Source organism: Variovorax sp. OV084 (assembly GCF_900111625.1).
GTDB lineage: Bacteria > Pseudomonadota > Gammaproteobacteria > Burkholderiales > Burkholderiaceae_C > Variovorax.
Genome location: NZ_FOII01000001.1, coordinates 561,686 through 585,400, shown reverse-complemented (window position 1 = coordinate 585,400; position 23,715 = coordinate 561,686). Strand labels below are relative to the sequence as shown.

At 67.1% G+C, this 23,715-nt stretch carries 24 protein-coding genes; 8 read left to right on the top strand and 16 right to left on the bottom strand.

Translation table 11 applies throughout. The features are described from left to right. Positions 1–4: 4 nt before the first annotated feature. Positions 5–415 (top strand): PPC domain-containing DNA-binding protein, encoded by a 411-nt coding sequence (locus BMW87_RS02910; RefSeq protein ID WP_093073997.1) that lies wholly within the window; start codon positions 5–7, stop codon positions 413–415. On the opposite strand, the gene BMW87_RS02905 is transcribed toward BMW87_RS02910, so the two are convergent. From BMW87_RS02905 to BMW87_RS02895, 3 genes are read right to left on the bottom strand one after another with little or no spacing between them, the layout of a single operon-like run. After that, the gene (locus tag BMW87_RS02905) at positions 381–1,451 is read right to left on the bottom strand and encodes an aldo/keto reductase (protein WP_093073995.1); all 1,071 of its coding nucleotides are present in this window, start codon (positions 1,449–1,451) and stop codon (positions 381–383) included. The genes BMW87_RS02910 and BMW87_RS02905 overlap by 35 nt on opposite strands. After that, positions 1,448–1,801 (bottom strand): TIGR04076 family protein, encoded by a 354-nt coding sequence (locus BMW87_RS02900; protein WP_256216629.1) that lies wholly within the window; start codon positions 1,799–1,801, stop codon positions 1,448–1,450. Before BMW87_RS02900 ends, BMW87_RS02905 begins: the two co-directional genes overlap by 4 nt. Positions 1,802–1,817: 16 nt before the next feature. Then, the gene (locus BMW87_RS02895; protein ID WP_093056923.1) at positions 1,818–2,354 is read right to left on the bottom strand and encodes a cupin domain-containing protein; all 537 of its coding nucleotides are present in this window, start codon (positions 2,352–2,354) and stop codon (positions 1,818–1,820) included. Positions 2,355–2,559: 205 nt separating this feature from the next. On the opposite strand from BMW87_RS02895, the gene BMW87_RS02890 reads away from it, so the two are divergent. Both BMW87_RS02890 and BMW87_RS02885 read left to right on the top strand, forming a co-directional pair. After that, positions 2,560–2,856: a DUF3311 domain-containing protein gene (locus BMW87_RS02890; RefSeq protein ID WP_093073993.1), complete on the top strand. Its 297-nt coding sequence runs from the start codon at positions 2,560–2,562 to the stop codon at positions 2,854–2,856. Further along, positions 2,853–4,325, top strand: a complete 1,473-nt coding sequence (locus tag BMW87_RS02885) for a sodium:solute symporter family protein (protein WP_093073991.1) — start codon at positions 2,853–2,855, stop codon at positions 4,323–4,325. The genes BMW87_RS02890 and BMW87_RS02885 overlap by 4 nt, the downstream gene beginning before the upstream one ends. Here BMW87_RS02885 and BMW87_RS02880 read toward each other — a convergent pair whose 3' ends face one another. The 4 genes from BMW87_RS02880 to BMW87_RS02865 all read right to left on the bottom strand — a co-directional run bounded on the left by BMW87_RS02880 (position 4,326) and on the right by BMW87_RS02865 (position 9,030). Continuing rightward, positions 4,326–5,687, bottom strand: a complete 1,362-nt coding sequence (locus tag BMW87_RS02880) for a homoserine dehydrogenase (RefSeq protein WP_093073989.1) — start codon at positions 5,685–5,687, stop codon at positions 4,326–4,328. A gap of 270 nt (positions 5,688–5,957) precedes the next feature. Next, positions 5,958–7,013, bottom strand: coding sequence for an amino acid ABC transporter permease (locus BMW87_RS02875; protein WP_093073987.1), 1,056 nt, complete (start codon positions 7,011–7,013; stop codon positions 5,958–5,960). Then, on the bottom strand, positions 7,010–7,999 hold the full coding sequence (locus tag BMW87_RS02870; RefSeq protein ID WP_093073985.1) for an amino acid ABC transporter permease: 990 nt from the start codon (positions 7,997–7,999) through the stop codon (positions 7,010–7,012). Before BMW87_RS02870 ends, BMW87_RS02875 begins: the two co-directional genes overlap by 4 nt. Then, the gene (locus BMW87_RS02865; protein ID WP_093073983.1) at positions 7,996–9,030 is read right to left on the bottom strand and encodes an amino acid ABC transporter substrate-binding protein; all 1,035 of its coding nucleotides are present in this window, start codon (positions 9,028–9,030) and stop codon (positions 7,996–7,998) included. The genes BMW87_RS02870 and BMW87_RS02865 overlap by 4 nt, the downstream gene beginning before the upstream one ends. A gap of 167 nt (positions 9,031–9,197) precedes the next feature. Between BMW87_RS02865 and BMW87_RS02860 the strand changes: the two genes are divergently transcribed. Further along, the gene (locus BMW87_RS02860) at positions 9,198–9,593 is read left to right on the top strand and encodes a DoxX family protein (RefSeq protein WP_093073981.1); all 396 of its coding nucleotides are present in this window, start codon (positions 9,198–9,200) and stop codon (positions 9,591–9,593) included. A gap of 10 nt (positions 9,594–9,603) precedes the next feature. Here the strand turns inward: BMW87_RS02860 and def are convergent, their stop codons facing one another. The 5 genes from def to smc form a co-directional block, all read right to left on the bottom strand. Then, on the bottom strand, positions 9,604–10,143 hold the full coding sequence (def, locus tag BMW87_RS02855; protein ID WP_056590568.1) for a peptide deformylase: 540 nt from the start codon (positions 10,141–10,143) through the stop codon (positions 9,604–9,606). A 45-nt stretch (positions 10,144–10,188) separates the two neighbouring features. Further along, complete coding sequence (locus tag BMW87_RS02850) at positions 10,189–10,605, bottom strand: hypothetical protein (protein WP_093073979.1); 417 nt, start codon at positions 10,603–10,605, stop codon at positions 10,189–10,191. 120 nt (positions 10,606–10,725) lie between these two features. Next, positions 10,726–12,825: an NAD-dependent DNA ligase LigA gene (ligA, locus tag BMW87_RS02845; RefSeq protein WP_093073977.1), complete on the bottom strand. Its 2,100-nt coding sequence runs from the start codon at positions 12,823–12,825 to the stop codon at positions 10,726–10,728. Positions 12,826–12,851: 26 nt separating this feature from the next. Next, positions 12,852–13,958, bottom strand: a complete 1,107-nt coding sequence (locus BMW87_RS02840; RefSeq protein WP_093056934.1) for a cell division protein ZipA C-terminal FtsZ-binding domain-containing protein — start codon at positions 13,956–13,958, stop codon at positions 12,852–12,854. A 14-nt stretch (positions 13,959–13,972) separates the two neighbouring features. Next, positions 13,973–17,488 (bottom strand): chromosome segregation protein SMC, encoded by a 3,516-nt coding sequence (smc, locus tag BMW87_RS02835; protein ID WP_093056935.1) that lies wholly within the window; start codon positions 17,486–17,488, stop codon positions 13,973–13,975. Positions 17,489–17,602: 114 nt separating this feature from the next. Here smc and BMW87_RS02830 point away from each other — a divergent pair, with 114 nt between their 5' ends. From BMW87_RS02830 to BMW87_RS02815, 4 genes are all read left to right on the top strand, one after another. Beyond that, positions 17,603–18,361, top strand: coding sequence for a hypothetical protein (locus BMW87_RS02830; protein WP_093073975.1), 759 nt, complete (start codon positions 17,603–17,605; stop codon positions 18,359–18,361). 64 nt (positions 18,362–18,425) lie between these two features. Beyond that, complete coding sequence (locus BMW87_RS02825; protein ID WP_093073973.1) at positions 18,426–18,740, top strand: helix-turn-helix domain-containing protein; 315 nt, start codon at positions 18,426–18,428, stop codon at positions 18,738–18,740. After that, positions 18,737–20,050 (top strand): type II toxin-antitoxin system HipA family toxin, encoded by a 1,314-nt coding sequence (locus BMW87_RS02820; RefSeq protein ID WP_093073971.1) that lies wholly within the window; start codon positions 18,737–18,739, stop codon positions 20,048–20,050. Before BMW87_RS02825 ends, BMW87_RS02820 begins: the two co-directional genes overlap by 4 nt. A 51-nt stretch (positions 20,051–20,101) precedes the next feature. Beyond that, positions 20,102–20,794: a P-loop NTPase family protein gene (locus tag BMW87_RS02815; RefSeq protein ID WP_093056939.1), complete on the top strand. Its 693-nt coding sequence runs from the start codon at positions 20,102–20,104 to the stop codon at positions 20,792–20,794. 62 nt (positions 20,795–20,856) lie between these two features. Here BMW87_RS02815 and fabG read toward each other — a convergent pair whose 3' ends face one another. From fabG to BMW87_RS02795, 4 genes are all read right to left on the bottom strand, one after another. Further along, positions 20,857–21,588, bottom strand: coding sequence for a 3-oxoacyl-ACP reductase FabG (gene fabG, locus BMW87_RS02810; protein ID WP_093056940.1), 732 nt, complete (start codon positions 21,586–21,588; stop codon positions 20,857–20,859). Next, entirely contained in the window at positions 21,585–22,067 is a 483-nt protein-coding gene (locus tag BMW87_RS02805) for a hotdog family protein (RefSeq protein ID WP_093073969.1), read from the bottom strand. The genes fabG and BMW87_RS02805 overlap by 4 nt, the downstream gene beginning before the upstream one ends. Further along, a complete protein-coding gene (locus BMW87_RS02800; protein ID WP_371258768.1) occupies positions 22,064–22,813 on the bottom strand; it encodes a class I SAM-dependent methyltransferase in 750 nt (249 codons plus the stop codon). Before BMW87_RS02800 ends, BMW87_RS02805 begins: the two co-directional genes overlap by 4 nt. A gap of 70 nt (positions 22,814–22,883) precedes the next feature. Continuing rightward, positions 22,884–23,705 (bottom strand): polysaccharide deacetylase family protein, encoded by an 822-nt coding sequence (locus BMW87_RS02795; protein WP_093073965.1) that lies wholly within the window; start codon positions 23,703–23,705, stop codon positions 22,884–22,886. Positions 23,706–23,715: the final 10 nt, after the last annotated feature.

Below are 23,715 nucleotides of genomic sequence, written 5' to 3'. Positions count from 1 at the left end.
ACGCATGCAGACGCTGGTGCTGCGACTGAACCCCGGCGACGATCTGCGCGCGTCGCTCGATTCAGCATTGAAGCGAGGCGGTGCCGACGCGGCGTTCGTGGTCTCAGGCATCGGCAGCCTGAGCGGGGCGAGCATCCGGTTTGCAGGCGCAGAGAACGCGGCGCGCATCGAAGGCGACCTGGAAATCCTCACGCTGGCGGGCAGCCTGTCGCCGGACGGCTCGCATCTTCACATCAGCGTGTCGGATGCCGAGGGCCGAGTTTTCGGCGGCCATGCCGCACCCGGATGCACAGTGCGCACCACGGCGGAAATCCTCGTCGCCGTGCTGCCCGACTGGCAGTTCGCGCGCACGCACGACCCGCTCACCGGCTACGCCGAACTCAATGCGGTTTGTCGTTCAGGTCGTACTTCATGATCCGGCCATGGCGGCCTTCGAGGTCGCGCTCTACGGCGTAGACGTCGCCGCTCGGCGCGCTGCGCTGCGAGAGCACTGCATCCAGCGCCGCGAGGTCGGCCGCGTCGAGTTGCAGGTCAAGCACCTTCAGGTGATCCGCCAGGTGGTCGCCGCGCCGCACGCCGACGATCACTGCCGCGACGGACGGCTGCTGCAGCACCCAGCGCATCGCCACGGTCGAAATCGACACGCCATGCCGCAGCGCGATCTGCTTCAGCTGCACCAGCAGTTGCTGGAACAGGTCCCAGCCGCCGAAGTCGTCGATGATGAGCTTGTACTTGACCAGCGAGCGGTTCTCGAACGACTGGCCCGGATCGCTCACGCCGAGCCAGCGCTCCGAGAGGAAGCCGCCGGCCACGCTGCCGTAGCACAGCAGCTTCATGCCTGATTGCTCGCAGTACGGCGTCATCAGCGGCAAGGGCCGCTGGTCGAGCAGCGAATACTGCACCTGCATGCTGAACAGCGGCACGCCGGCGTCGGCCAGTTCGCGCACGTGCGCCGTGTCGAAATTGGTGCCGCCCACGCGGTCGATCTTGCCGGCGCGCTGCAGTTCCAGGAGCCAGTGCGCAACCTCGAGATAGCGCGGCACGCCGTAGTCCCACCAGTGGAACTGCACGAGGTCGAGCCGCTCCATGCGCAGGCGCTTCAGCGAGCGATCGATGATCTGCTCGACCTGGCGCTTGTCGATGGTCGGCAGGATGGCGAGGTCGGGCACGAACTTGGTGTGCACGCGCAGCTGCGAGAGGCTGTCGCGGCCGTGGCGCTGCAGGTAGTCGGCGCGGAACTCGCCGATCATTTCTTCCACGCCGGTGTAGATGTCGGCGCAATCGAAGGTGGTGATGCCGGCGTCGTAGTAGGCCGCCATGTCGGCGATGGCACCTGCGTGATCCACGTCGCCGTGGCCGCCGGCCAGTTGCCATCCGCCCTTCAGCAGGCGGGAAATTTCATAGCCGGGCGCGAGCTCGATGCGATGGTGCGAATGCTGCGAGGGATTCATGAAGACTCGTTCGATGGATGGACAACCGCCGTGGTGTCGGCGTGGCGAAAAGTGCGCAGCCCCATGCGGGTGATGCGAAAGCGCGAGGGGCAGTTCGGATCAGGGCAGGCCACCTCGGCGTCGGTGCTCATCCAGTCGTTCGCGTCGGTGGGCCGCTGCTTGGCGGCCAGCAGCGGCAACAAGGCGCCCAGCGAATAGATCGAGAAGCCCTGCCCCTCGGGCAGATGCAGCATCTCGCCGCGCAGCTCGAAATAGTCGCCCACCTTGGCGCCGCAATAGATGCGGGCGCCTTCCGGTGCGACGACTTCGACGCGCAGGTCGTGGAGCGTGAAACTGGGGTCGGGGTTCATCATGTGCCTCGGGTGCTCAGGGGTTGGGCGGCGTCACCGACAGGATGATTTCGGTCGGGGCCTGCGACTGGTTCAGGTAGCGATGCGGCAGGCGCGAGTCGAACGAGATGCTCTCGCCCGCCAGCACCGGATAGTCGACGCCCGCGATCTGCGCCACCAGCGCGCCCGCGACCACATACACGCACTCAGTCGATGCATGGCCGCGCGGTTCGTCCGCCGACACCTGGCCCGGCTGCAGCACGGCACGCAGCACTTCGAGCTGGCCATTGCCGGCTGTCAGGCGCTCGTACCCGACCTGCCCCTTGGGCGCGGTGAGCAGCGAGCGTTCGCCCGGACGGCTGATCCACACCGAGGGCGGCGCGGGCTCGGAGAACAACGACGAGACCGATTCGCCGAACACGCCGGCCAGGCGGCGCATGGTTTCGAGGCTCGGGTCGGTGACCGAGCGCTCGATCTGGCTGAGCAGCGTGGCCGACACACCGGCCTGGGCCGCGAGCTCGCGCAAGGACAGGCCGCGCACGGTCCGCAGCTCTTTCAATCGCTCGCCGATCATCCGGTCGCTCCGTTATCTGTGCAGTGTGGCTTCATTTGGTGGCGATGGTATGTGCTGTGTGACTGCACGTCAATGGTGCACTCGCGTCACATTCGTGCATTGGCATTTCTTCGGGCAATGGCTGAAATCCAGCTTGCGCTTTTTGACAATCCGATTGCACACTCCAGCCAGTTTTTGTGCAGTATCACTTTACAGGAGCAGAGAGATGGTCGATACCCCTCCCGCGCGCAGCAGCGATTCACCCCGCCTCGGCCATCGATGGTTGCTGGTCTTCCCCTTCGTCTGGCAGGCCTGCCTCGCGCCGGCGGTGAACGACATCGCGGCCAGGCCTTTCGGCATGCCCTTTCCCATGTTCTGGCAGATGGCGGGCATCGTGCTCACGAGCGTGGTGATCGCGATCGTCTTCAGGCTCGACGCCCGGGCCGGCGTGGAAGCCGAAGAGGCCGACTTCCTCGACAACAGCCTGAAAGCCGACAACGCTGGTAAGGACGGCGCGGTATGAAGCTCGCAATCGTCCTCGCCATCCTGCTCGCCACCGTGGCAGGCGCCATGGCCTACGGCCGCCGTACGCGCCACGGCAAGAGCTTTGCGGACTGGGCCGTCGGCGGCCGCAGCCTCGGCACGCTCGTGTTCTGGTTCATGAATGCGGGCGAGGTCTACACCACCTTCGCGGTGCTCGGCATCTCGGGCTACGCCTGGGCGCTGGGAGCTCCCGCGTACCTCGCGTTCTGTTCCGTCTCGATGAGCTACGCGGTCGGCTACTGGCTGATGCCGAAGATCTGGCGCGCGGGACGACTGCGCGGGCTGCTCACGCAATCGGACTTCTTCGCCACGCGCTACGACGCGCCCTGGCTCGGCGTGCTGACCGGCGTTGTGGGCATCGCGTCTCTGGTCGTGTATGTGCAGATCCAGCTCGTGAGCCTCGGGCTGATCGTGCAGCTCACACTGGGCAACAGCATCTCGAGCGAAGCCGCAACCATCGGCGCGGGCGCGCTGATGATCGCCTTCGTGTTCGCGGCCGGCGTGCGCTCCGCCGCCTTCGCAGCCGGCGTGAAAGACATCCTCATGGTCGTCGTCGTGGTGTTGCTGAGCGTGACGGTGGCCAGCAAGGTTGGCGCAGCCTCGCTGATGGATCTGTTCTCGATGGCGGAAGCCAAGCACCCGGGCATCGGCAAGTTCCCGGGGCTGGACGCCACCTCCCCCACCACGGCGATCTGGCTCATGACCTCGGCCATCAACATCGCGCTGGGCAACTGGGTCTTTCCGCACCTGTTCCAGATGTCGTACACGGCGCACAGCGCCACCGCCATCCGGCGCAACGCGATCTGGCAGCCGCTGTATTCGCTGGCCTACTTCTTCATCATCCTGCTCGGCTTCGCGGCCCTGCTGGCGAACACGCAACCGCCGGGCGGCAACCTGAACGCGGCGCTGCTGCAGTTCGTGTCGGACCGCTACCCGGCCTGGACGGTCGGGCTGCTGGCGGGCACGGGTTTTTTGCTGGCGCTGGCGCCGGGTTCGCTGCTGCTGCTGACGGCGGGCTCGATCTTCACGCGCAACGTGGTGCGGCCGTTTCGCCCGGGGCTGGGCGAGCGCGGGTCGCTGGCCCTCTCGCGCGGCTCGCTGGTGGTGTTCGCGGCGATTGCGGTATGGCTGTCGATCAGCCAGAAGGGCTCGCTGGTGAAGATTTTGCTCGACGCCTATTCGGCCATCGGCATGCTCGCGCCGGGTGTGTTCCTCGGGTTCCTGTGGAAGCGCACGAGCGCCATCGGCGTGCTGGCCGGCCTGGTCGCGGGCTTCGTCGCGCTGCTGGCGCCGTTCGCGGCGAAGTTCTGGGCGACCGCGGTGCCGCAGTGGGAAGCTGGGCTGATCGCGATGGCGATCAATGCGGCCGTGGTCGTGGTGGTGAGCCTGGCCACCCGGACGCCGCAGCGCGATGCGGTCGCGCTGGGGTTGCAGATCCGGGCGGCTTGATCAGCCTTCCAACGCTTCCACGCGCAGCGTGACCACCGGGCCGGCCACTTCGTTCCGCGCCTGGAGCGCATGCACCGCGAGATCGAGCGTGCCCTGCACTACAGGCCCGGTCAGCACCAGCACCTGCGGCCCGGTGCCGGAGCATTCGGCCGCCAGTGCTACCTGCCGCACGGGCACCTTCTGCGCGGCGAGACAGGCGGCGACCGCCTGGATCTGGCCGACCGCGTGCACCGGCACACGCAGGTAGTGCGAGGTATCGACGGCCGCGCGCGGCAGCACCGACAAGGCATTCGTCGCATGCGCGTGAACGCCCAGGTGCGGCACATGCTGCGAGGCGTCGACGCCATCGAGCCGCGCCACGTCCACGAGGTCGGCGATCACGGCCGAAGCCGTTTGCTCCGAGCCGGCGCCCGCGCCGTAGTACATCGTGAGGCCAGCCGCGTCGCTCTTGACCATGACGGCGTTCATCGAGCCCTTCACGTGCGCCATCAGGTGGTCTGCGGGTACTAGCGCGGGCTGCACGCGCAGTTCGACGCCAGATGCTTGCCGCCGCGCCACGCCCAGCAGCTTGATGCGGTAGCCGAGCTGTTCGGCACACGCCACGTCCAGCCCTTGCAGGGCGGTGATGCCTTCCACCTGCGCGTCGGCAAAGCGCAGCGGCATGCCGAAAGCGTTGGCGGCGAGCAGGGTCAGCTTGTGGGCGGCGTCGATGCCTTCGATGTCGAAAGTCGGGTCGGCTTCCGCGTAGCCCAGCGCCTGTGCTTGCGCGAGCGCGGCGACGAAGTCGAGACCCTCGTCGCGCATCTTGCTCAGGATGAAGTTGGTGGTGCCGTTGATGATGCCCGCCACCCATTCGATGCGGTTGGCCGCAAGGCCCTCGCGCAGCGCCTTGATGATGGGGATGCTCACTGCCACCGCCCCTTCGTAGGCCACGACCACGCCTTTCTCCCGCGCGGCCGCGAAGATCTCGGTGCCGTGCACTGCCAGCAGGGCCTTGTTGGCCGTCACCACGTGCTTGCCGTGCGCGATGGCGGCCAGCACCCAGTCGCGCGCCGGGCCTGTGCCGCCTGCCACTTCCACCACCACGTCGACATCGGGGTGCGTGGCCACATGCATCGCGTCGGCCGTGAGCGGAACGCCCTCTCCCACGATGCCGGCGGCCCGCTCCAGGTTGCGCGCGGCGACGATCACAAGCTCGATCGAACGGCCGGCACGCGCCGCGATGTCGGCCCGGTTGCGCGCCAGCACGCGGAAGGTGCCGGAGCCCACGGTGCCGATGCCAATCATCCCCACGCGCAGGGTACGAATGGCCGCGGCGCGACTGTGCAGGGGCTCGAGGGATTCAACGGGATCGCGGTACATGGACATCTCCAGACGAAAAAACAAAACCCAGCTGCCAGAGCTGGGTTCATTCGTTCGGGGAGAGAGCGATACACCAGGTGGCTGCCGGAACGGCCACCTGCGCGTGTCAGGTGACCGCGGTGGTAATGGTGGTAATCATTCGAGCAACAACCATCGCCTGCGCGGAGGCAGGCGGCATCATGCGAGCCATCAGGGCTGCGTTGGATGCGGAGTGGGAGTTGTGGCTCGACATGAAGGCCCGGAGTGTACAGGAGCCCGGCGGCGTCCGGCTCAGGGCGCAGCCGAGAGCCGTTTTTCGAGCCACACGCTGTAGCGCGAGAGCCCGAAGCACAGCACCCAGTACACGGCCGCGATGAAGAGATAGCCCTCGAGGTAGAACGGCCGCCACGTCGGATCGCCGCCGAGCGCCAGCCCCAGCGCGCCGGTCAGCTCGAACAGGCCGACCACGGTGACGAGCGAGGTGTCTTTCAACGTGCCGACCACGCTGTTGGTGAGCGCGGGCACGACGAGGCGCAGCGCCTGCGGCAGCACGATGTCGCGCTGCACCGGCCAGCGGCCGAAGCCCAGCGCCATGGCCACTTCGGTCTGTCCGCGCGGTACGGCCTGCAGGCCACCGCGGATGATTTCCGCCAGATAGGCAGCCACGAACAGCACGAGGCCCGCGAGCACCCGCACCAGCACGTCGGGCTGCCATCTGGCCGGCCACAGCAGCGGCAGCAGGAACGAGGCCATGAACAGCACCGAGATCAGCGGCACGCCGCGCACCAGCTCGATGTAGCTCGCGCTCAGCGTGCGCACCACGGGCCAGCCCGAGCGGCGCCCCAGCGCCAGCAGCAAGGCCAGCGGAAAGGCCAGCGCCAGCCCCACCACCGCCAGCCCGATCGTCAGCGGCAGGCCGCCCCAGCGGCTCGTCGGCACCTGGGCCAGGCCGAGCACGCCGCCGCGCATCAACAGTACGAACAGCAGCAATGCGACGGCCCAGAGCGGCACCAGCCACCAGCGCCAGCTGCGCGGCCACGCACTGAGCATCGTGACGGCGGACAGCACGACCACCGCGATAGCAGGCCGCCACTGCTCCTCATACGGAAAGCGCCCGAACAACATCGGCCGCCATTTCTCGGCCACCACGCCCCAGCAGGCGCCATGTTGAACAGCACGGCAGGCCTCGGCGTCGGCCCGGAACACCGCATGCACGATGCCCCATTCAATGACGTGGAAGCCGCCCCACGCCAGCAGCGCCAGCAGCAGCACCGTGGCAAGCGAGCGCAGCGGCGAACCCCAGAGTTCGCTGCGCCATGCGATGGGGCCTTGTGCAACGTTCCTCATCGCCAGCCCCGCAGCGCGACGCGCGCGTTGTAGCGATTCATGCCGAAGGAGATCAGCAGCGACAGCAGCAGGTAGACCGCCATGATGATCGCGATGCACTCGAAGGCGCGGCCGTTCGAGCCGATGGTGGTGTTGGCCACCGACACCAGTTCCGGATAGCCCACCGCCACCGCCAGCGACGAATTCTTGGTAAGGCTCAACAGCTGGTTGGTGAGCGAAGGCACGATCACCCGCAACGCCTGCGGCAGCACGACGATGCGCAGTTGCTGCACCGGCGACAGCCCCAGCGCCTGCCCTGCGAGCACCTGTCCCTGCGACACCGACAGGATGCCCGCCCGCACGATTTCCGCCACGAAGGCGGCCGAATAGAAGCTCAGGCCTGCGACGATGGTCACGTACTCGGGGCTCAGCGCCGCGCCGCCGCTCACGCCGAAGTCACCGCGCTCGGGAAACTCGAAGTGCAGACCGCCCTCGCCCACCATGGGCCACGGCACGCTGAGCCCGCCCTTGCTGAGCCACACACCCGGCAGCAGCCGAACCGGCTCGGTCGGGTCGGGCAGCAGGTTGGCCATGGCAAAGGCCAGCATCAGCAGTTGCACCAGCAGCGGTACGTTGCGCAGCAGTTCGACGTACGCGGTGCAGATGCCGCGCAGCAGCACGTGCGGCGCGAGCCGTCCGATGCCGATCAGCGTGCCGAGCACTACCGAGAAGATCGCCGCCGGCACGGCCGCGCGCACCGTGTTGATCAGGCCCGCGAGAAAGGCGCGCCAGAACGGCTGGCTCGCATCGAAGTCGAGCCAACCTTCGCTGATCGAAAAGCCCGCGGGCTCGGTAAGAAAGTCGAAGCCCGAGCGAACCCCGCGCGCGCGAAGCACCTCGAGCGCATGGTGCACCACCCAGACTGCGCCGGCCACCACGGCCAGCACCAGCAGTGTCTGGACGGCCCACGCCAGCCAGACCCCGCGGCGCGAGGCCCCGCCGTTCATCGAACCGGGGGTGCGTAGATCAGACCGCCCTTGCTCCAGAGGTTGTTGGAGCCGCGTGGCAGCTTCAGCACCGACTTGGGACCGACGTTGCGCTCGAACATCTCGCCGTAGTTACCTACGGCCTTGATCGCGCGGAACGACCAGTCCTTGTCCAGGCCCAGCAGCTTGCCGAGGTCTTCACCGGTGCCGACCAGGCGCTGCTGCGCCGGATCCTTGCTGCTGGCCTTGAGCTCGTCGGCATTGGCCTGGGTAACGCCGAATTCCTCGGCCTCGATGAGCGCGTTGGGCACCCACTTGGCAATGGCGAACCACTCGTCGTCGCCACGACGCACCAGGGGCGCGAGCGGCTCCTTGGAGATCAGCTCGGGCAGGATGATGTAGTCGTCGGGGTTCGGCGCTTCCTTGTTGCGCAGGCCGGCCAGCGCCGAGGCGTCGGTCGTGAAGGCCTGGCAGCGGCCCGAGAAGAAGGCCTTGAACGAAGCCTCGAAGCTCTCGAAGACGACCGTCTTCACCGGGATGTTCTGGGCACGGAAGTAGTCGGAAACGTTCTTCTCGTTGGTGGTGCCCGACTGCGTGCAGATGGTCGCGTTCTTGAGCTGCTTGGCGCTCGTCACCTTGAGCTTCTTCGGCACCAGGAAGCCCTGGCCGTCGTAGTAGGTGATGGTGGTGAAGTTGAAGCCCAGCGAGGCGTCGCGCGTGAGCGTCCAGGTGGTGTTGCGCGCGAGGATGTCGATCTCGCCGGCCTGCAGGGCCGAGAAGCGCTGCTGCGAGTTGAGCGGCACGAAGTCGACCTTCTTGCCGTCGCCGAGCACGGCGGCCGCGATGGCGCGGCAGGTGTCGACGTCGAGGCCCGACCAGTTGCCCTGCGTGTCTGGCGCGGAAAAGCCCGCCACGCCGTTGGTCACGCCGCACTTGACGGTGCCGCGCTGCTTGACCGCGTCGAGTGTCTTGCCGGCGAAGGCCGGTGCGGCCGCAGTCAAGGCGATGACAGAGGCGGCTGCGAGCAGGGCCGGGCGGAATCGATTGTTCATTGGTGTGTTCTCCTCAACAGTAGGCAAAAGGCAGTGTACGGGCCGACACCAGACTCTGCCAAAGAACTCCGGGTTGGATGCATATGCGCCGCAAAAGCTGGCTCGAAGCGTCGCAGGTTCACTACCATACGGCCCTCCAATCAACCACTCCAATGGAATCCACACAAATGGTCAAATCCGACGACACCGGCAAGTTCATCCTGCGCGTTTCGCTTGGCGTCCTGATCCTGCTGCACGGCATCGCCAAGCTGCAAGGCGGCGTCGGCTTCATCTCCGGCATGCTGGCCCAGCACGGGCTGCCGGGCGCGCTGGCCTATCTGGTCTACATCGGCGAGGTGGTGGCGCCCGTGCTGCTGATCATCGGCCTCTACACGCGTCCCGCCGCGTGGATCGTGGTCATCAACATGCTGGTGGCATTCGCGCTGGTCCATATGAAGGACCTGACCTCACTCGGCAAGCAAGGCGGCTGGGCGTTGGAACTGCAAGGCATGTTCCTGTTCGCGGCGCTGGCTCTCGCCTTCATGGGCGGTGGCCGCTTCGCACTCAGCAGCAAATACAACTGATCAGGTTCGATCAGTCGTCGTCGGCTGCATCGAGGCCCGGAAACAGAACCTCGGTGTAGCCGAAGCGCGAGAAATCGCGCACCCGCATCGGGTAGAGCTTGCCCAGCAAGTGATCGACTTCATGCTGCACCACGCGCGCATGAAAGCCGGTGGCGACCCGGTCGATCGGGTCGCCGTACGGGTCGAACCCGGTATAGCGGATGTTGGCAAAGCGCGGCACCACGCCGCGCAGGCCCGGCACCGACAGGCACCCTTCCCAGCCCTCTTCTTCCTCGTCGTCCAGCGGCGTGATGACGGGATTGAGCAGCACGGTGCGCGGCACCGGCGGCGCATCGGGATAACGGGGGTTCACGACATCAGTGCCGAAGATCACGAGCTGCTGGTCCACGCCGATCTGCGGCGCGGCTAGGCCGGCGCCATTGACCGCATGCATGGTTTCGAACATGTCGCGCACCAGCAGGTGCAGCTCGTCGGTGTCGAAGGCGGCGACCGGCTGCGCGATGCGCAGCAGCCGGGGGTCGCCCATCTTGAGGATTTCGCGGATGGCCATGGCGGGATTATCGCGACAGCCCCGCGTCTTCGCCCCCTGGCAGGATCAGGGAGGAGTTTGCGTCTTGGAGTCCGGCGAGGTCCACAGGCGCGCGTTGCCGCGCGGCTGCGTCGGGATGGAGCCGGGACCGCCACCTGCAATCGGCGGTCGCACCACGGCCGGAGGCCGGCCACCGCCCCAGTTCGGCGGACGCGCCGCCGGATAGCCCGGACGCACGGCCGGATAAGCCGGGCGGCCGTAATAAGGACGACCACCGTCGTAATACGGACGGCGCTCGTAGTAGCCGCCACCGTTGATGTAGACCGGCGCAGGCGCCACGACCACGGGCGCAGGCTCGCTGTAGTAAGGCCCCGACGAATAGCCCCCGCCGTAGTAGGGATCGGCAGGCACGCCCACGCAGCCGCTCAGCAGCGCAACGCCGCCGAGTGCAACACAGGCACCGAGAACTCGAATTTTTTGCATGAGGGACTCTCCTTGTGGCCTTCAATTAGCTTTCAACGCCAGGTTGTAGACCCTGTTGACTGCGCTGCGATGAAGTCGCGTAACGGCCGGTAAAGAGGATCTGCCGTCACGTTTCCCCGCTCACTCGCCCGCGTCTTCTGCCGGGACACCGTTGGCGAGTATCTCCAGCATACGCGCCTCGTCGATGATCTCGACTCCGTTCTCACGTGCCTTGTCGAGCTTGCTCCCGGCCTCTTCCCCGGCCACGAGGTAATGGGTTTTCTTGCTGACGGAGCCGGAAACCTTGGCACCGGCCGCCTCCAATTTATCCTTCGCTTCGTCGCGGCTCAGCGTAGGAAGGGTACCGGTGATGACGAAGGTCAGGCCCGCCAAAGGCTTCGGGGCACGCGCGGCCGGCTCGCCCTCTTCCCACGTCAATCCGCAGGCGCGCAGCTGCTCGACCACTTCGCGGTTGTGCGGCTGGTCGAAGAAGGTGCGCAGGCTTTGCGCCACCACCGGGCCAACGTCGTTCACTTCGAGCAATTGCTCTTCGGTCGCGTCCATGATCGCGTCGAGCTTGCCGAAGTGCTTGGCCAGGTCTTTCGCGGTGGTCTCGCCCACGTGGCGAATGCCAAGGCCGAACAGGAAGCGCGGCAGCGTGGTCTTCTTCGAGGCTTCGAGCGCATCGACGAGGTTCTTCGCCGACTTCTCGGCCATGCGCTCCAGCCCGGCCAGCGTGGTGAAGCCCAGCTTGTAGAGATCAGGCAAGGTGCGGATCAGGTTGGCATCGACCAGTTGCTCGACCAGCTTGTCGCCAAGGCCGTCGACGTCGACCGCACGCCGCGCCGAGAAGTGCAGGATGGCTTCCTTGCGCTGCGCCGCACAGAACAGGCCGCCAGTGCAGCGGTAGTCGACCTCGCCCTCTTCGCGCACGGCCTCCGAATCGCACACAGGACATTTGTGCGGCATGGTGAACTGCGCAGCGCGCTCGCCCTCGGGTTTTGCGAGGCTTTCGGGCACCACGCCGACCACCTCGGGAATCACGTCGCCGGCGCGACGCACGATCACCGTGTCGCCCACACGCACATCCTTGCGGCGCGCTTCGTCTTCGTTGTGCAGCGTGGCGTTCGTCACGGTCACGCCGCCGACGAATACCGGCGCGAGCTTGGCCACCGGCGTAAGCTTGCCGGTGCGCCCGACCTGGATCTCGATGCCGACCACTTCGGTCAGCTGCTCCTGGGCCGGGTACTTGTGGGCCACGGCCCAGCGCGGCTCGCGTGAGACAAAGCCCAGTTGCCGCTGCAACTCGATGCTGTCGACCTTGTAGACCACGCCATCGATGTCGTAGGGCAAGGCATCGCGCTGGCGGCCGATGTTTTCGTGGAATGCTATGAGTTCGATAGCGCCCGTAGCTCGCGCCGTCTGCGTCGCCACAGGGAAGCCCCATGCGTGGAACTGCTGCAGCCAGTCGAACTGCGTCGGACAGTCTGGCCCGCCTTCGGCCGCCGGCGTGACCTCGCCCAGCCCGTAGGCAAAGAAGCTCAGGGGCCGCGCCGCGGCAATCGCCGGATCGAGCTGACGCACCGCGCCAGCCGCGGCGTTGCGTGGATTGACGAACACCTTCTCGTTCTTTTGTCCGTCCGCAATCTTCTGGCGCTGGCGCTCGTTGAGCGCGTCGAAATCGGCGCGCTTCATGTAGACCTCGCCGCGCACTTCGACCACGGGCGGTGCCGTGCCGTTGAGCCGCAGAGGGATCTCGCGCACGGTGCGGATGTTCTGCGTGACCTCTTCGCCCACCTCGCCGTCGCCGCGCGTGGCAGCCTGCACCAGCACGCCGTTCTCGTAGCGCAGGTTCATGGCGAGGCCATCGAACTTCAGCTCGCAGACATAGCTGACCTGCGGCCCGTCCTCGGGCAAGCCCAGTTCCTTGCGCACGCGCGCATCGAAGGCGCTCGCGCCGCCGGGCGTGATGTCGGTCTCGGTGCGGATCGACAGCATCGGCACCTTGTGGCGCACCTTGACGAAACCGTCGAGCACCTTGCCGCCCACGCGCTGCGTCGGCGAATCGGGCGTGCGCAGATCGGGAAACTCTGCCTCGATGGCCTGCAGGCGCTGGAAGAGCTTGTCGTATTCCGCGTCCGGCAGTTCGGGCGTGTCGAGCACGTAGTAGAGATGGGCGTGCCGGTGGAGCTGTTCGCTCAGTGCGGCGGCTTCGCGTGCCGCTTCGTCGCGCGTCGTCATGGGGTGTCTCCCGAAGGTCGGAGTTGTTAGCTGAAGAGGCGTCGCGCCAGCGGAGAACCCGCAGCGAGGTCGCGCGCATCGAGCGTGTCGTAGAGCTGCTCGAGGTCGGCGCCGATCACGTCCATCGTCTCGTCGCGCAGCAGCTGGCCGTCGCTGTCGGTAACCACGCCGTCCATTTCGCGCGCCAGCGTTGCGGCGGCTTCGCGCATGCGGCGGAACGGCTCTTCGCCGCGGTCGACCTGCGGCACATCGAGGCTCAGGCTGAGTTCGCGAATGGCCGACTGGGCCGGGTCGTCGGCCAGCGCGGCCTGCGTGTCGAAGGCCAGCCCGAGGATCGGCGGCAAGCCGACTTCGCTGGTCGGCAGCACCATGCGCCCCGGGATGATGCCGGCCACGAAGCCGAGCCGCGCCGCGTTCTGCTGCACATAGCCCGGGCTCCAGGCCGCATGCAATGCGCGCAGGACAAAGCCCAGCTGCGCGTCGTGCGCGCTGGCGAACTGGTCGAGCTCGCGGGCGCGTGCCACTTCGTCGAGCATCTCGGGGAACTCCGGCGCGCCGTTGACCGCATCGGCAAATGCCTGCGCCTTGACCACGAATTCGGAGTACTCGATTTCGTTGAGCGCGCCCGTGCGGTTGGCCAGCTGCACACCGACCTGGAAGGCGCTGTAGCGCTGACCGGGCACGGGCGGCTCCCATTGGCCGTTGTGTTCGTTCAGGCCCTCGATGGCCACTGGCTTGCTACCGGCGCGCCGCGTCGACGGCATGGCGGCAATGGCGGCGTCACCGGACGCGAGCCCGTCGAGCGAGATTGGCGCGATCACGTCGATCAGCGGATCGAGCCCGCCGCGGCGCTCGCCGGTCGGCACGGGCACGCCGCTGGGCGCCGGCAGGTCGGGGTCAAACAGGGGCTCGTGGCGGTCGGCGCCCTGCTGCACCTGGTACGGGTCGACGTGCAGCATCGGCTCCGCGCCGTCGGGCGAGCCCGACATTGCGCGCTCCGCATCGGCCAACGCAAGGTCGACTGCATCGGGCTGGCGCGGCGCATTGCGGCGCGACATCAGCGTGTTGTAGGCAACGACGGCCGCGAGAACGAGACCGCCGAGGATGGCCAGGGCGAGAGTGAGATTGGTCATGGGTGCCGCTCGGCTTACGCGGCTTCGACCATCGAGACCGCCGACTCCATGTCGACCGCGACGATGCGCGACACGCCCTGCTCCTGCATCGTCACGCCGATCAGTTGCTCGGCCATTTCCATGGCGATCTTGTTGTGGCTGATGAAGAGGAACTGGGTTTCACGGCTCATGGCGGTGACGAGTTTGGCATAGCGCTCGGTGTTCGCGTCGTCCAGCGGCGCGTCCACTTCGTCGAGCAGACAGAACGGCGCCGGGTTCAGCTGGAAGATGGCGAACACGAGCGCAATGGCCGTGAGCGCCTTCTCGCCGCCCGAGAGCAGGTGGATGGTCTGGTTCTTCTTGCCCGGAGGCTGGGCCATCACCTGCACGCCGGAGTCGAGGATCTCGTCGCCGGTCATCATGAGCTTGGCATTGCCGCCGCCGAATAGCTCGGGGAACATGCGGCTGAAGTGCTCGTTGACGATCTTGAAGGTGCCGCCGAGCAGGTCGCGCGTTTCGGCGTCGATCTTGCGGATGGCGTCTTCGAGCGTGCCGATGGCTTCGTTCAGGTCGGCCGACTGGGCGTCGAGGAAGGTCTTGCGTTCGCTGGCAATGGCCAGTTCGTCGAGCGCGGCCAGGTTCACCGCACCGAGCGCGACCACTTCGCGGTTGAGGCGGTCGATTTCGCTCTGCAGGCCGGTGAGCTTGACCTTGTCGGTTTCGATCGACTGCTCGATGGCTTCGAGGTCGGCGCCGGCGTCGTCCAGCAGTTGCTGGTATTGCTCGACGCCCAGGCGCGCGGCCTGCTCCTTCAGCTGGAACTCGGTGATGCGCTGGCGCAGCGGGTCGAGTTCGCGTTCGAGCTGCAGGCGGCGCTCGTCGCTGGCGCGCAGCTTGAGAGTGAGGTCGTCGTACTGGCTGCGCGCCGAACCGAGCGCAGCTTCGCGCTCGAGCTTGAGGGCCAGCGCATCCTGCAGGCCGGCTTGCGCGGCGGCGTCTGACAGGCGGCTCAACTCGGCGCGGGCGCGCTCGTCTTCGTCGGTCAGCGCCACGGTCTGCTGCGCAGCGGTTTCGATGGAGCGGTTGAGCTCCGCACGGCGGGCTTCGAGCGTGCGTTGCGAGAAGGTCGCTTCCTGTGCCTGGCGTTCAAGGCTGCGATGCTGCTCGCGGCTCGCGGCCAGCGCGCGGCCGGCCTCGATCACGCGTTCGTCGAGTTCGGCATGGCGCTCCTGGCTGTCTGCCAGTTGCATGTCGAGCTCTTCGAAGCGGCCTTCGGCAGCGATGCGTTTTTCTTGCAGTTCTTCGAGCTGCGCATCGACTTCGCCGAGGTCAGCCGCCAGCTGCTGGCTGCGGGCGCGGGTCTGCTCGGCGAGCTGCGTCATACGCAGGGTCTCGACCTGCAATTCGTGCGCGCGCGACTGGGTTTCGGCGGCTTCGCGCCGCGCAGTCACGAGGCGCTGCGCAGCGTCGGCATAGGCCGCTTCGGCGCGGACCAGCGCAGTGCGCGCTTCTTCGTTGATGAGCGTCTGGGCGCGCAGCTGGCGCTCCAGGTTTTCCATTTCCTGCTGGCGGGCCAGCAAGCCAGCCTGCTCGGAATCAGGTGCGTAGAAATTGACGCTGTGCGAGGACACGGCATGGCCGCTCTGCACGTAGATGACCTCACCCGGCTGCAGCGCGGCGCGCTGGGCCAGCGCTTCCTCGAAGCTCGCGGCGGTGTAGCAGCCGTGCAGCCAGTCGTTCAGCAAGGCCTGTTGCCCCGCATCGTTCAGGCGCAGCAGGCTCGACAGGCGCGGCAGCGCGGCCGTGCCTTCGGGTGCTCCGGCGGCCGGCGGACTGTAGAAGGCGAGCTTGGCGGGCGGCGCGTCGTTGCCGAAGGCGCGCACCATCTCCAGGCGGCTGACTTCGAGCGCGCCCAGTCGCTCGCGCAGTGCGGCTTCGAGCGCGCTTTCCCAGCCCTGTTCGATGTGGATGCGGCTCCACAGGCCCTGCAAGCCGTCGAGGCCATGCTTGGCGAGCCAGGGGGCCAGCTTGCCGTCGGTCTTGACCTTTTCCTGCAGCGCGCGCAGCGCTTCGAGGCGGGCCGAGTACTCGGCGTGGCGGGCGCCCTCGGTGTTGACGGCCTGCTGCTTGGCGCGGCGGTCGTCGTCGAGCTGCGGCACGGCTTCCTGCAGCTCGTGCAGGCGCGCTTCGGCTTCGCTGGCGGCTTCCTGCGCCATGGCGTGCTGCTCCTGCATGTCGAGCAGGCGGGCTTCGTCGGGCGCGGCCAGCGCGTTCTGGTCGGCGCGCAGGCGTTCGCTGCGCTGCGTGAGCTGGCGGCTTTGTTCTTCGATGTTGCGCTGGTCGGCGGCCAGCACCTGGATCTGCTGCTGCACCTGCGACACGGTCGTGCGCTGGGTGTTGGCCTCGTCCTGGGCGCGTTGCACGGCCTCTTCGAGGTCGGGCATGCGCGCGTCGTGCTCTTCGAGCTGGGCGGCCAGCATGATGGCCTGCTCTTCAGCGTCTACACCCGCGCCGGCCAGGGTTTCGATCTCGGTTTCGGCTTCTTCGCGGCGACGGCCCCACTGGCCCATTTGCTCGCGCAGTTGCACAAGACGCTGCTCGACGCGCTGGCGGCCTTCGACCACGAAGCGAATCTCGCCTTCGAGCCGGCCGACTTCGGCGCTGGCCTCGTAGAGCTTGCCCTGCGCCTGGTTGACCTGGTCACCGGCCCCGTAGTGGGCCTGGCGCACGGTTTCGAGCTCGGCCTCGATGTGGCGCAGGTCTGCCGTACGCGATTCGAGATCGTTGATGGCCTTTTCGGAATCGGCCTTGATCTTGGACTGGTCGGCGTTGCTTTCGCTGCGCTTCAGGAACCACAGCTGGTGCTGCTTCTTCGTGGCGTCGCCCTGCAGCGTGTTGTAGCGCGCGGCCACCTCGGCCTGCTTTTCGAGCTTTTCGAGGTTGGCGTTGAGTTCGCGAAGAATGTCTTCGACCCGCGTGAGGTTCTCGCGCGTGTCGCCCAGGCGGTTTTCGGTTTCGCGGCGGCGCTCCTTGTACTTGGAAACGCCCGCGGCTTCTTCGAGGAACAGGCGCAGTTCCTCGGGCTTCGATTCGATGATCCGGCTGATCGTGCCCTGGCCGATGATGGCGTAGGCGCGGGGGCCGAGGCCCGTGCCCAGGAACACGTCCTGCACGTCGCGGCGACGCACCGGCTGGTTGTTGATGTAGTAACTGCTGGTGCCGTCGCGGGTGAGCACGCGGCGCACGGCGATTTCGCCGAACTGGTTCCACTGGCCGCCGGCGCGGTGATCGGCGTTGTCGAACACCAGTTCCACGCTCGAGCGGCTGGCCTGCTTGCGGGTGGTTGTGCCGTTGAAGATCACGTCCTGCATCGATTCGCCGCGCAACTCCGACGCGCGCGACTCGCCGAGCACCCAGCGCACCGCGTCCATGATGTTCGACTTGCCGCAACCGTTGGGCCCGACGACGCCGACCAGTTGGCCCGGCAGCAGGAAGTTGGTGGGTTCGGCGAACGACTTGAAGCCCGAAAGCTTGATGGAATTAAGACGCACGACTTGTCGGCCTGCCTTGGCTGTAGCGCCAAGGTATTGATTTGTAAGGAAAATTGCACGGGCCCGCAGCTTGATGCAGGCCGCCGCCCCAGCCGTGGATGATAACGTCAGGGCATGAGCGATTCCCCGGTTTCACCCCTTGCCGTAAGACGAACCTGGCTGCTGGCGGGCACGGCCGCCCTGCTCGGTCTTGCCGGCTGCTCGTCGGTACGCGACACCCAGCGCGCCGAACCCTACAACAACCAGGAGTGGCTGCAGTCCGGCGCCAACCGCATCGCCAACCTGTCATTGCGCGACAACCTGCAATCAGTGCGACGGGTTCAGAGCACCCTGTACAAGCGCAACCCCCGCGAATGGCGCAAGTCGGCAGCCAGCATGGACGAGGCCACCCAGCGCGCCTGGGACGCCGTGCTCAAAGGCCCGCCCCTGCCCGAGTTGAAGGGCGCCACCGGCATCGACGCGATCCGCATGGCCTTCGACACCGGGCCGCAGGGCTACCAGGGCGACCGCGTCGCGGCACTGGTGGTTGGCTGGGCCACCATGCTCAAGCAGGCCAACGGCGACACCTGGGACCAGACCATGATCGACGGCGTCAACGCCGAAAACAGCTTCCGGGCCGCACGCAACTTCGAGATCTCGCTCTGGCTCATTTCCTCCAAGACCGGCCCCGACGGCCAGCCGCTGCTGCTGGCCACCGAAATCAGCGACCGTGGCCGCAACCTCGTGGCCGACCGCGAACTGTCGAAGGTGGTGGCGCGGCTCGATCTGCTGGCCGCCCAGGCCGACGAGAAATACCGCCGGGCGGCACTCGACTTCGGCCAGAACTGGGTGATGGGCGTGGTCATGCCCTTCTTCACGCTGCTGCCCAAGTAAGGTCGCGGGGAATGCAGCATAGGAAAGATATTTCCCAAATCTGCATTTACGGTAATATGTTTCCGTGAACAAGCAGGAACTCATCACCGCCCTGACTGCCCGCCGCGAGGCCGCCGGCATCTCGAATGCCGAGATCGCGCTGCGCTCTGGGCTCACCGAGCGCTCCGTGCGCAACGCGTTGAGCCTGCGGGGCAACCCTCAGTTGTCGTCCCTGCTTGCGCTGGTCGATGCGCTGGGGCTCGAGTTGCAGCTTGCGCCCAAGGGCTTCGGTGAAACGACGGCAACCGATGCCGGCTACCGCCCCGTGACCACGCGCGTCGGCCATGCCGTGACGCAGGCGCCCGCCCCGCGCTACGTCAAGCGCCGCTCACCGCCATGAACGTCAAGATCCTGGAGATTTCGCTCGGCGCACGCCGCTTCGGCAAGCTGTTCCAGTACGCCGACCTGTGCCGCTTCGTGGCGGAACCCGAGCTAGTCGCCAGCCCACCGCCCGAAGTGCTGTCGCTCTCGATGGTGGCGAGCGATCCGCCCACTCAGTCGGCGCTGTGGAGCGACGTCAAGAACCCGTTGTTCAACGCCCAGAGCGGCCTGCTGCCCAGCTTTTTCCAGAACCTGCTGCCCGAGGGCGTGCTGCGCAGCCACATCGCGCAGCTTCGCGGCTGCCGCGAGAACGATTATTTCGAGCTGCTCGCGGCCTGTGGCGGCGACCTGCCCGGCGCCGTGAGCGCCAGGCCAGTGTCGGTGGACCGCGGCACGCTGCAGCGGCTCATCACGCAGGACCAGGACGCGCTGGAGATGTCGGTGGTCGAGCTGCCGATGCCGCAGGGCATTTCGGTCTCCGGCGTGCAGCCCAAGCTGGGCCTGCGCCGCCAGGGCGGACGGTATGTTGCCCGCACACGGGCCGGTGCGAGCACCCGGGTCATCGCCAAGCTGCCGGTGGCCGGCCGGCCGCACATGCCGCAGCTCGAAATGCTGTCGCTGCAGATGGCGAGCGCGGCGGGCGTCGAGGTTTGCCATGCCGAACTCGCACCGCTCTCAGCCATTGCCGCAGAGCACAGCTATGCGCTGCCCGACGAACCCGAGTTTCTGGCAGTGACGCGTTTCGACCGCGACGGCGCGCGCCGCATCCACTTCGAAGATTTCGCGCAGGTGCTGGCAATCGACCCGATGCGCAAGTACAGCGGGAGCTACCTCGACATGGCGCTCGCAATGCGCGCCTTTCCGTCGCTGGGCGACGAAGCGGTGCTCGAGCTCGTGCGGCGCCTTGCGGTGAACGATCTCCTCGGCAACCCCGATGCGCATCTGAAGAACTTCGGCGTGCTGTACCCCGATGGCATCGCGCCGCGCTTTGCCCCGGCCTACGACATCGTCGCCTACGCAGCGCTGCAAGGTGTCGACGGCCACGCCTTGCCATTGCTGCCCGCAGCCGCCGGCACGGCCAGGCGCACGGCCCTGTTCACGCCCGCCAGCGTGCGCGCCTTCTGCTTCTCGACCGGGCTGCACGAGCCGCTGGTGCGCCGTGTGATCGCCGACACCGCGCGGCTCGCCCGCGACAAGTGGCCCGCAATGATCGAAGCCTCGACGCTGCCGGCCCCGTGGAAGAAACGGCTGCAGCAGCGATTGCAGGCACATCCCTTGCTGCAAGCCATTTCAAAAGGTGGCAAACAAAAAGAAAAAGCAGCCCCCTAGAATGAATCCGCCCTCCACCCCTCCTCAACCCATTCGAGGCAGCATCAACTCATGAGCTCCATCAATTTCATCGGCGGCGAAAAAGGCGGTGTCGGCAAGTCGGTCACCGCGCGCGTGCTGGCGCAGTACTTCATCGACCACAGCCGCCCCTTCACCGGCTTCGACACCGACCGCTCGCACAGCTCGTTCACCCGTTTCTACGAAGGCTTTGCCTCGCCCGTGGTGGTCGACAGCTTCGAAGGGCTCGACACGGTCGTCAACGGCTTCGAGACCAACCCGCAGCAAAGCGTGATCGTCGACCTCGCGGCCCAGACGCTGGCGCCACTGTCGCGCTGGATCAAGGAGTCGGACCTGTTCGACGTGTTCGCCGAGATTGGCGTCACAGTCAATTTCTGGCACGTGCTGGACGACGGCAAGGACTCGACCGACCTGCTCGGCTCGCTGATCGACACCTTCGGCAACCGGCCCAACTACATCGTGGTGCAGAACTACGGGCGTGGCAGCGACTTCGGGATGCTGCTGGGTTCGCAATCGCTTTCGAAGGCCACGGCCAATGGCGCTCGCGTGATTGCGCTGCCGCGTTTGCATGACGCGAGCATGCGCAAGATCGATGCGCAGAACACCAGTTTCTGGAAGGCCGTGAATGACCGCGAAGGGCCGCATGCGCTGGGGCTGCTGGAGCGCCAGCGCGTGAAGTCTTGGCTGGCTACCGTTTACGCCGCGTTCGACACGCTGCCGTTGTAGGTTTTATTGGGGCCGCCCAAGGACACAGCACCCACCGCCGTGCCCCATGGCGACCAGCGCCCCTAGATCATCCCGCCATTGATCGAGATCACCTGCCCCGTGATGTAGGCCGCCTCGTCGCTGGCCAGGAACGCCGCCAGCGACGCCACTTCCTGCGGCGTTCCCGCCCGCTTCACCGGCACCATCTGGTTGATCACCGCCTGGTCGAACACTGCATCCGCCATCGGCGAGGCGATGATCCCGGGCGCGATCGCATTCACCGTCACGCCGCGCGACGCCACTTCGAGCGACAGCGCCTTGGTCGCACTGTTCAGCGCGCCCTTGGCAGCGGCGTAGTTGACCTGCCCCCGGTTGCCCGCAATCGCGGCCACCGACGAGATGTTCAAAATGCGGCCCCACCGCGTGCGCATCATCGGCAGCAGCAAGGGCTGCGTGACGCGGAAGAAGCCGTTGAGCGACACGTCGATCACCTTGTGCCACTGCTCGGCGCGCATGCCCGGCAGCACGGCGTCGTCGTGCACGCCCGCGTTGTTGACGAGGATCTGCACCGCCCCGCCCTCCAGGATGCGCGCGCAAGCTGCTGCCGAGGCCTCGTCGCTGCGCAGGTCGAACACATGGCATTCCGCCTTGCCGCCTGCAGCCGTGATCGATGCCGCCAGTTGCTCGACCGCCTCGGGCCGCGAATTGGCATGCAGCAGCACCGTGGCGCCGTCCCGTGCCAGGCGTTCGGCCATGGCAGCGCCGAGTGCGCCGCTTGCGCCTGTGATGAGTGCGCGTTTTCCTTCGAGGCTCATGGCGATGTCGTGCTTTCTTGTTGTTCTGCTGCGAGCGGCGTGTTCAGGACCACGACGGCACGGCCTTCGGCCAGCATGCGGCCGTCGTCGGCCTTGACGGTGAATTCATAGAGGATCTGGCGATCGTCACCCGACAGGCGCCGGGCGCCCACCTGCAAGGCGCCGGGCACGTCGTCGAGACGTGCCACCGCCAGCTTCACATTGCGCGCGCTTGCCAGGAAACCGGCCGATGGCCTGCTGCCCTCGGTGGCCAGCAAGCCACCATGCAGCGCCATGGCCTGCGCCGCGTATTCGATTGCGTTCGGTGCGAGCAGGCCGCCTTCCGTGCGCAGAGGGTTGCCCGCTTGCGCATGGGTCGTGGTGCTGCAGTGGATCGCGTCGGCGTCCCAGCTTTCGAGCCGCTCGAGCAGGCACATGCTGCCGCTGTGCGGAATGCGCTGCGCAATGCCTGCGCGGTCGAGCGTCTGCGGTGCGGTCAAGCTGCGGCCTCCAGGTCGGCGACCAGCAGTACGTTGGCAAACGGGGTGCCTTCGCTCATCGGGATGCTCTGCACCCGGAAGCCCAGGCGCTGCAGCAGCGCGGTCCAGTCGGCCAGCGGACGGCCCCAGGTCGGCGAGACCTTGTGGCCGCGGATGCGTGTCACGGTGCGGTCGACCCACTGGCTGATTGCGAAGCCACGGCGGCTCGACGCATCGCCCACGCGCAGCAGCAGCCGTGCGTGCGGATTGCCGCCACGGCGCAGCGCGTCGTGCACGCGCTGGAGCACACCTTCCTGCGCTTCGAGGTTCACGTAATGCAGCACGTCGAGGATCACGACGAGGTCGCAGTCCGGCAAGGCAGCCGAGCACATGTCGGCGCAGACAAGCCTGGGCGTGGGCTCCAGATGGCCAATGGAGGCCTCGGCGCGCGCCACGTCCTTCGGCATCAGCTCGATGCCGGTGTAGTCGGCGCTGTGCGGCGTGGCAAGCCACGCTGATGGCCAGCGGCCCTGCTTCTGCATCGCGCTCATCGATGCCAGCAGGCTCGCGAAGAGGCCCTGCCCGCAGCCGATGTCGACCACGCGGTGGTGCGGCGCGCCAAACAGCCCGCGCTCGAGCAGCCCGCGAAACACCGGGTCGCGCCCCAGCTTGCCGCGTGCGAAGTGCCAGGCGAAGCTGCCGCCTTTTTTGTAGGGAATGGTCGCGGCTTCATGCAGCTCGCGCCACGCCTTATCGGTCGACAACATCACCGCGCTCATTCGGAAACCTCCGCGCTTCGCGCTGCGGTGCGAGCGCCTTCGGGCGGCCGGGCGGCGCTCATGACTTCAATCCTTCAGGCAGGGTCACGGAGCGCAATCCATCGGCGCGCAGGCGTTCGAGCAACAAGGGCAGTACCTCCAGCAAAACAGGTTGTCCAGCAACGGTGCGCGCGGCATTGCCGTCGTGCAGCAACAGGATGTCGCGCGCCTGCAGGTTGTGGCTCAAGCGCGCCATCACCTTGGCGGCGTCGCCTTCGCGCGTGTCGAAGCCGCGCCGTGTCCAGCTCACGAGCGAGAGGCCGAGGCGGTGCAGCACGGGTTCGAGAAACGGGTTGCGCAGGCCAGCGGGCGCGCGGAAACAGGTCGGGCGCTGGCCGGTGACGTCGCTCAGGATGTCCTGCGCCCGCGCGATCTCGGCGGCGAAACCGCGCGGCCCGAGAAAGGAAAAATTGTGCCGGTGCCGCGCCGTGTGGTTCTGGATGCTGTGGCCGCGCGCCACGATCTCGCGTGCCAGTTCGGGATGCGCCAGCACGCGCTCGGCAATGCAGAAGAAGGTGGCGCGCTGGCCGTGCGCGTCGAGCAGTTCGAGCACACGCGGCGTTACCTCGGGCTCCGGCCCGTCGTCGATGGTGATCGCCACTTCGCGCCGCGCCGCGGCCGCTTCGGGCAGCCGCGTGACATTAGGGCCCAGCAGGCTGCTGCGCGGCGTCAGGCCGGCACCGGTGATCAACGCATGGTTCAGCACGATCGCGCCGACGGCCCACGGCAACGCGCCCGGCACCAGCACGCCCGCACCGATGGCCGCGACGTGCCACGCCGCGCTGGCGCGAATGGCCGGCGGCCAGGGCCAGGATTCGGTAGGTGCGGGAGCGATGGACATGAGGCCGGAT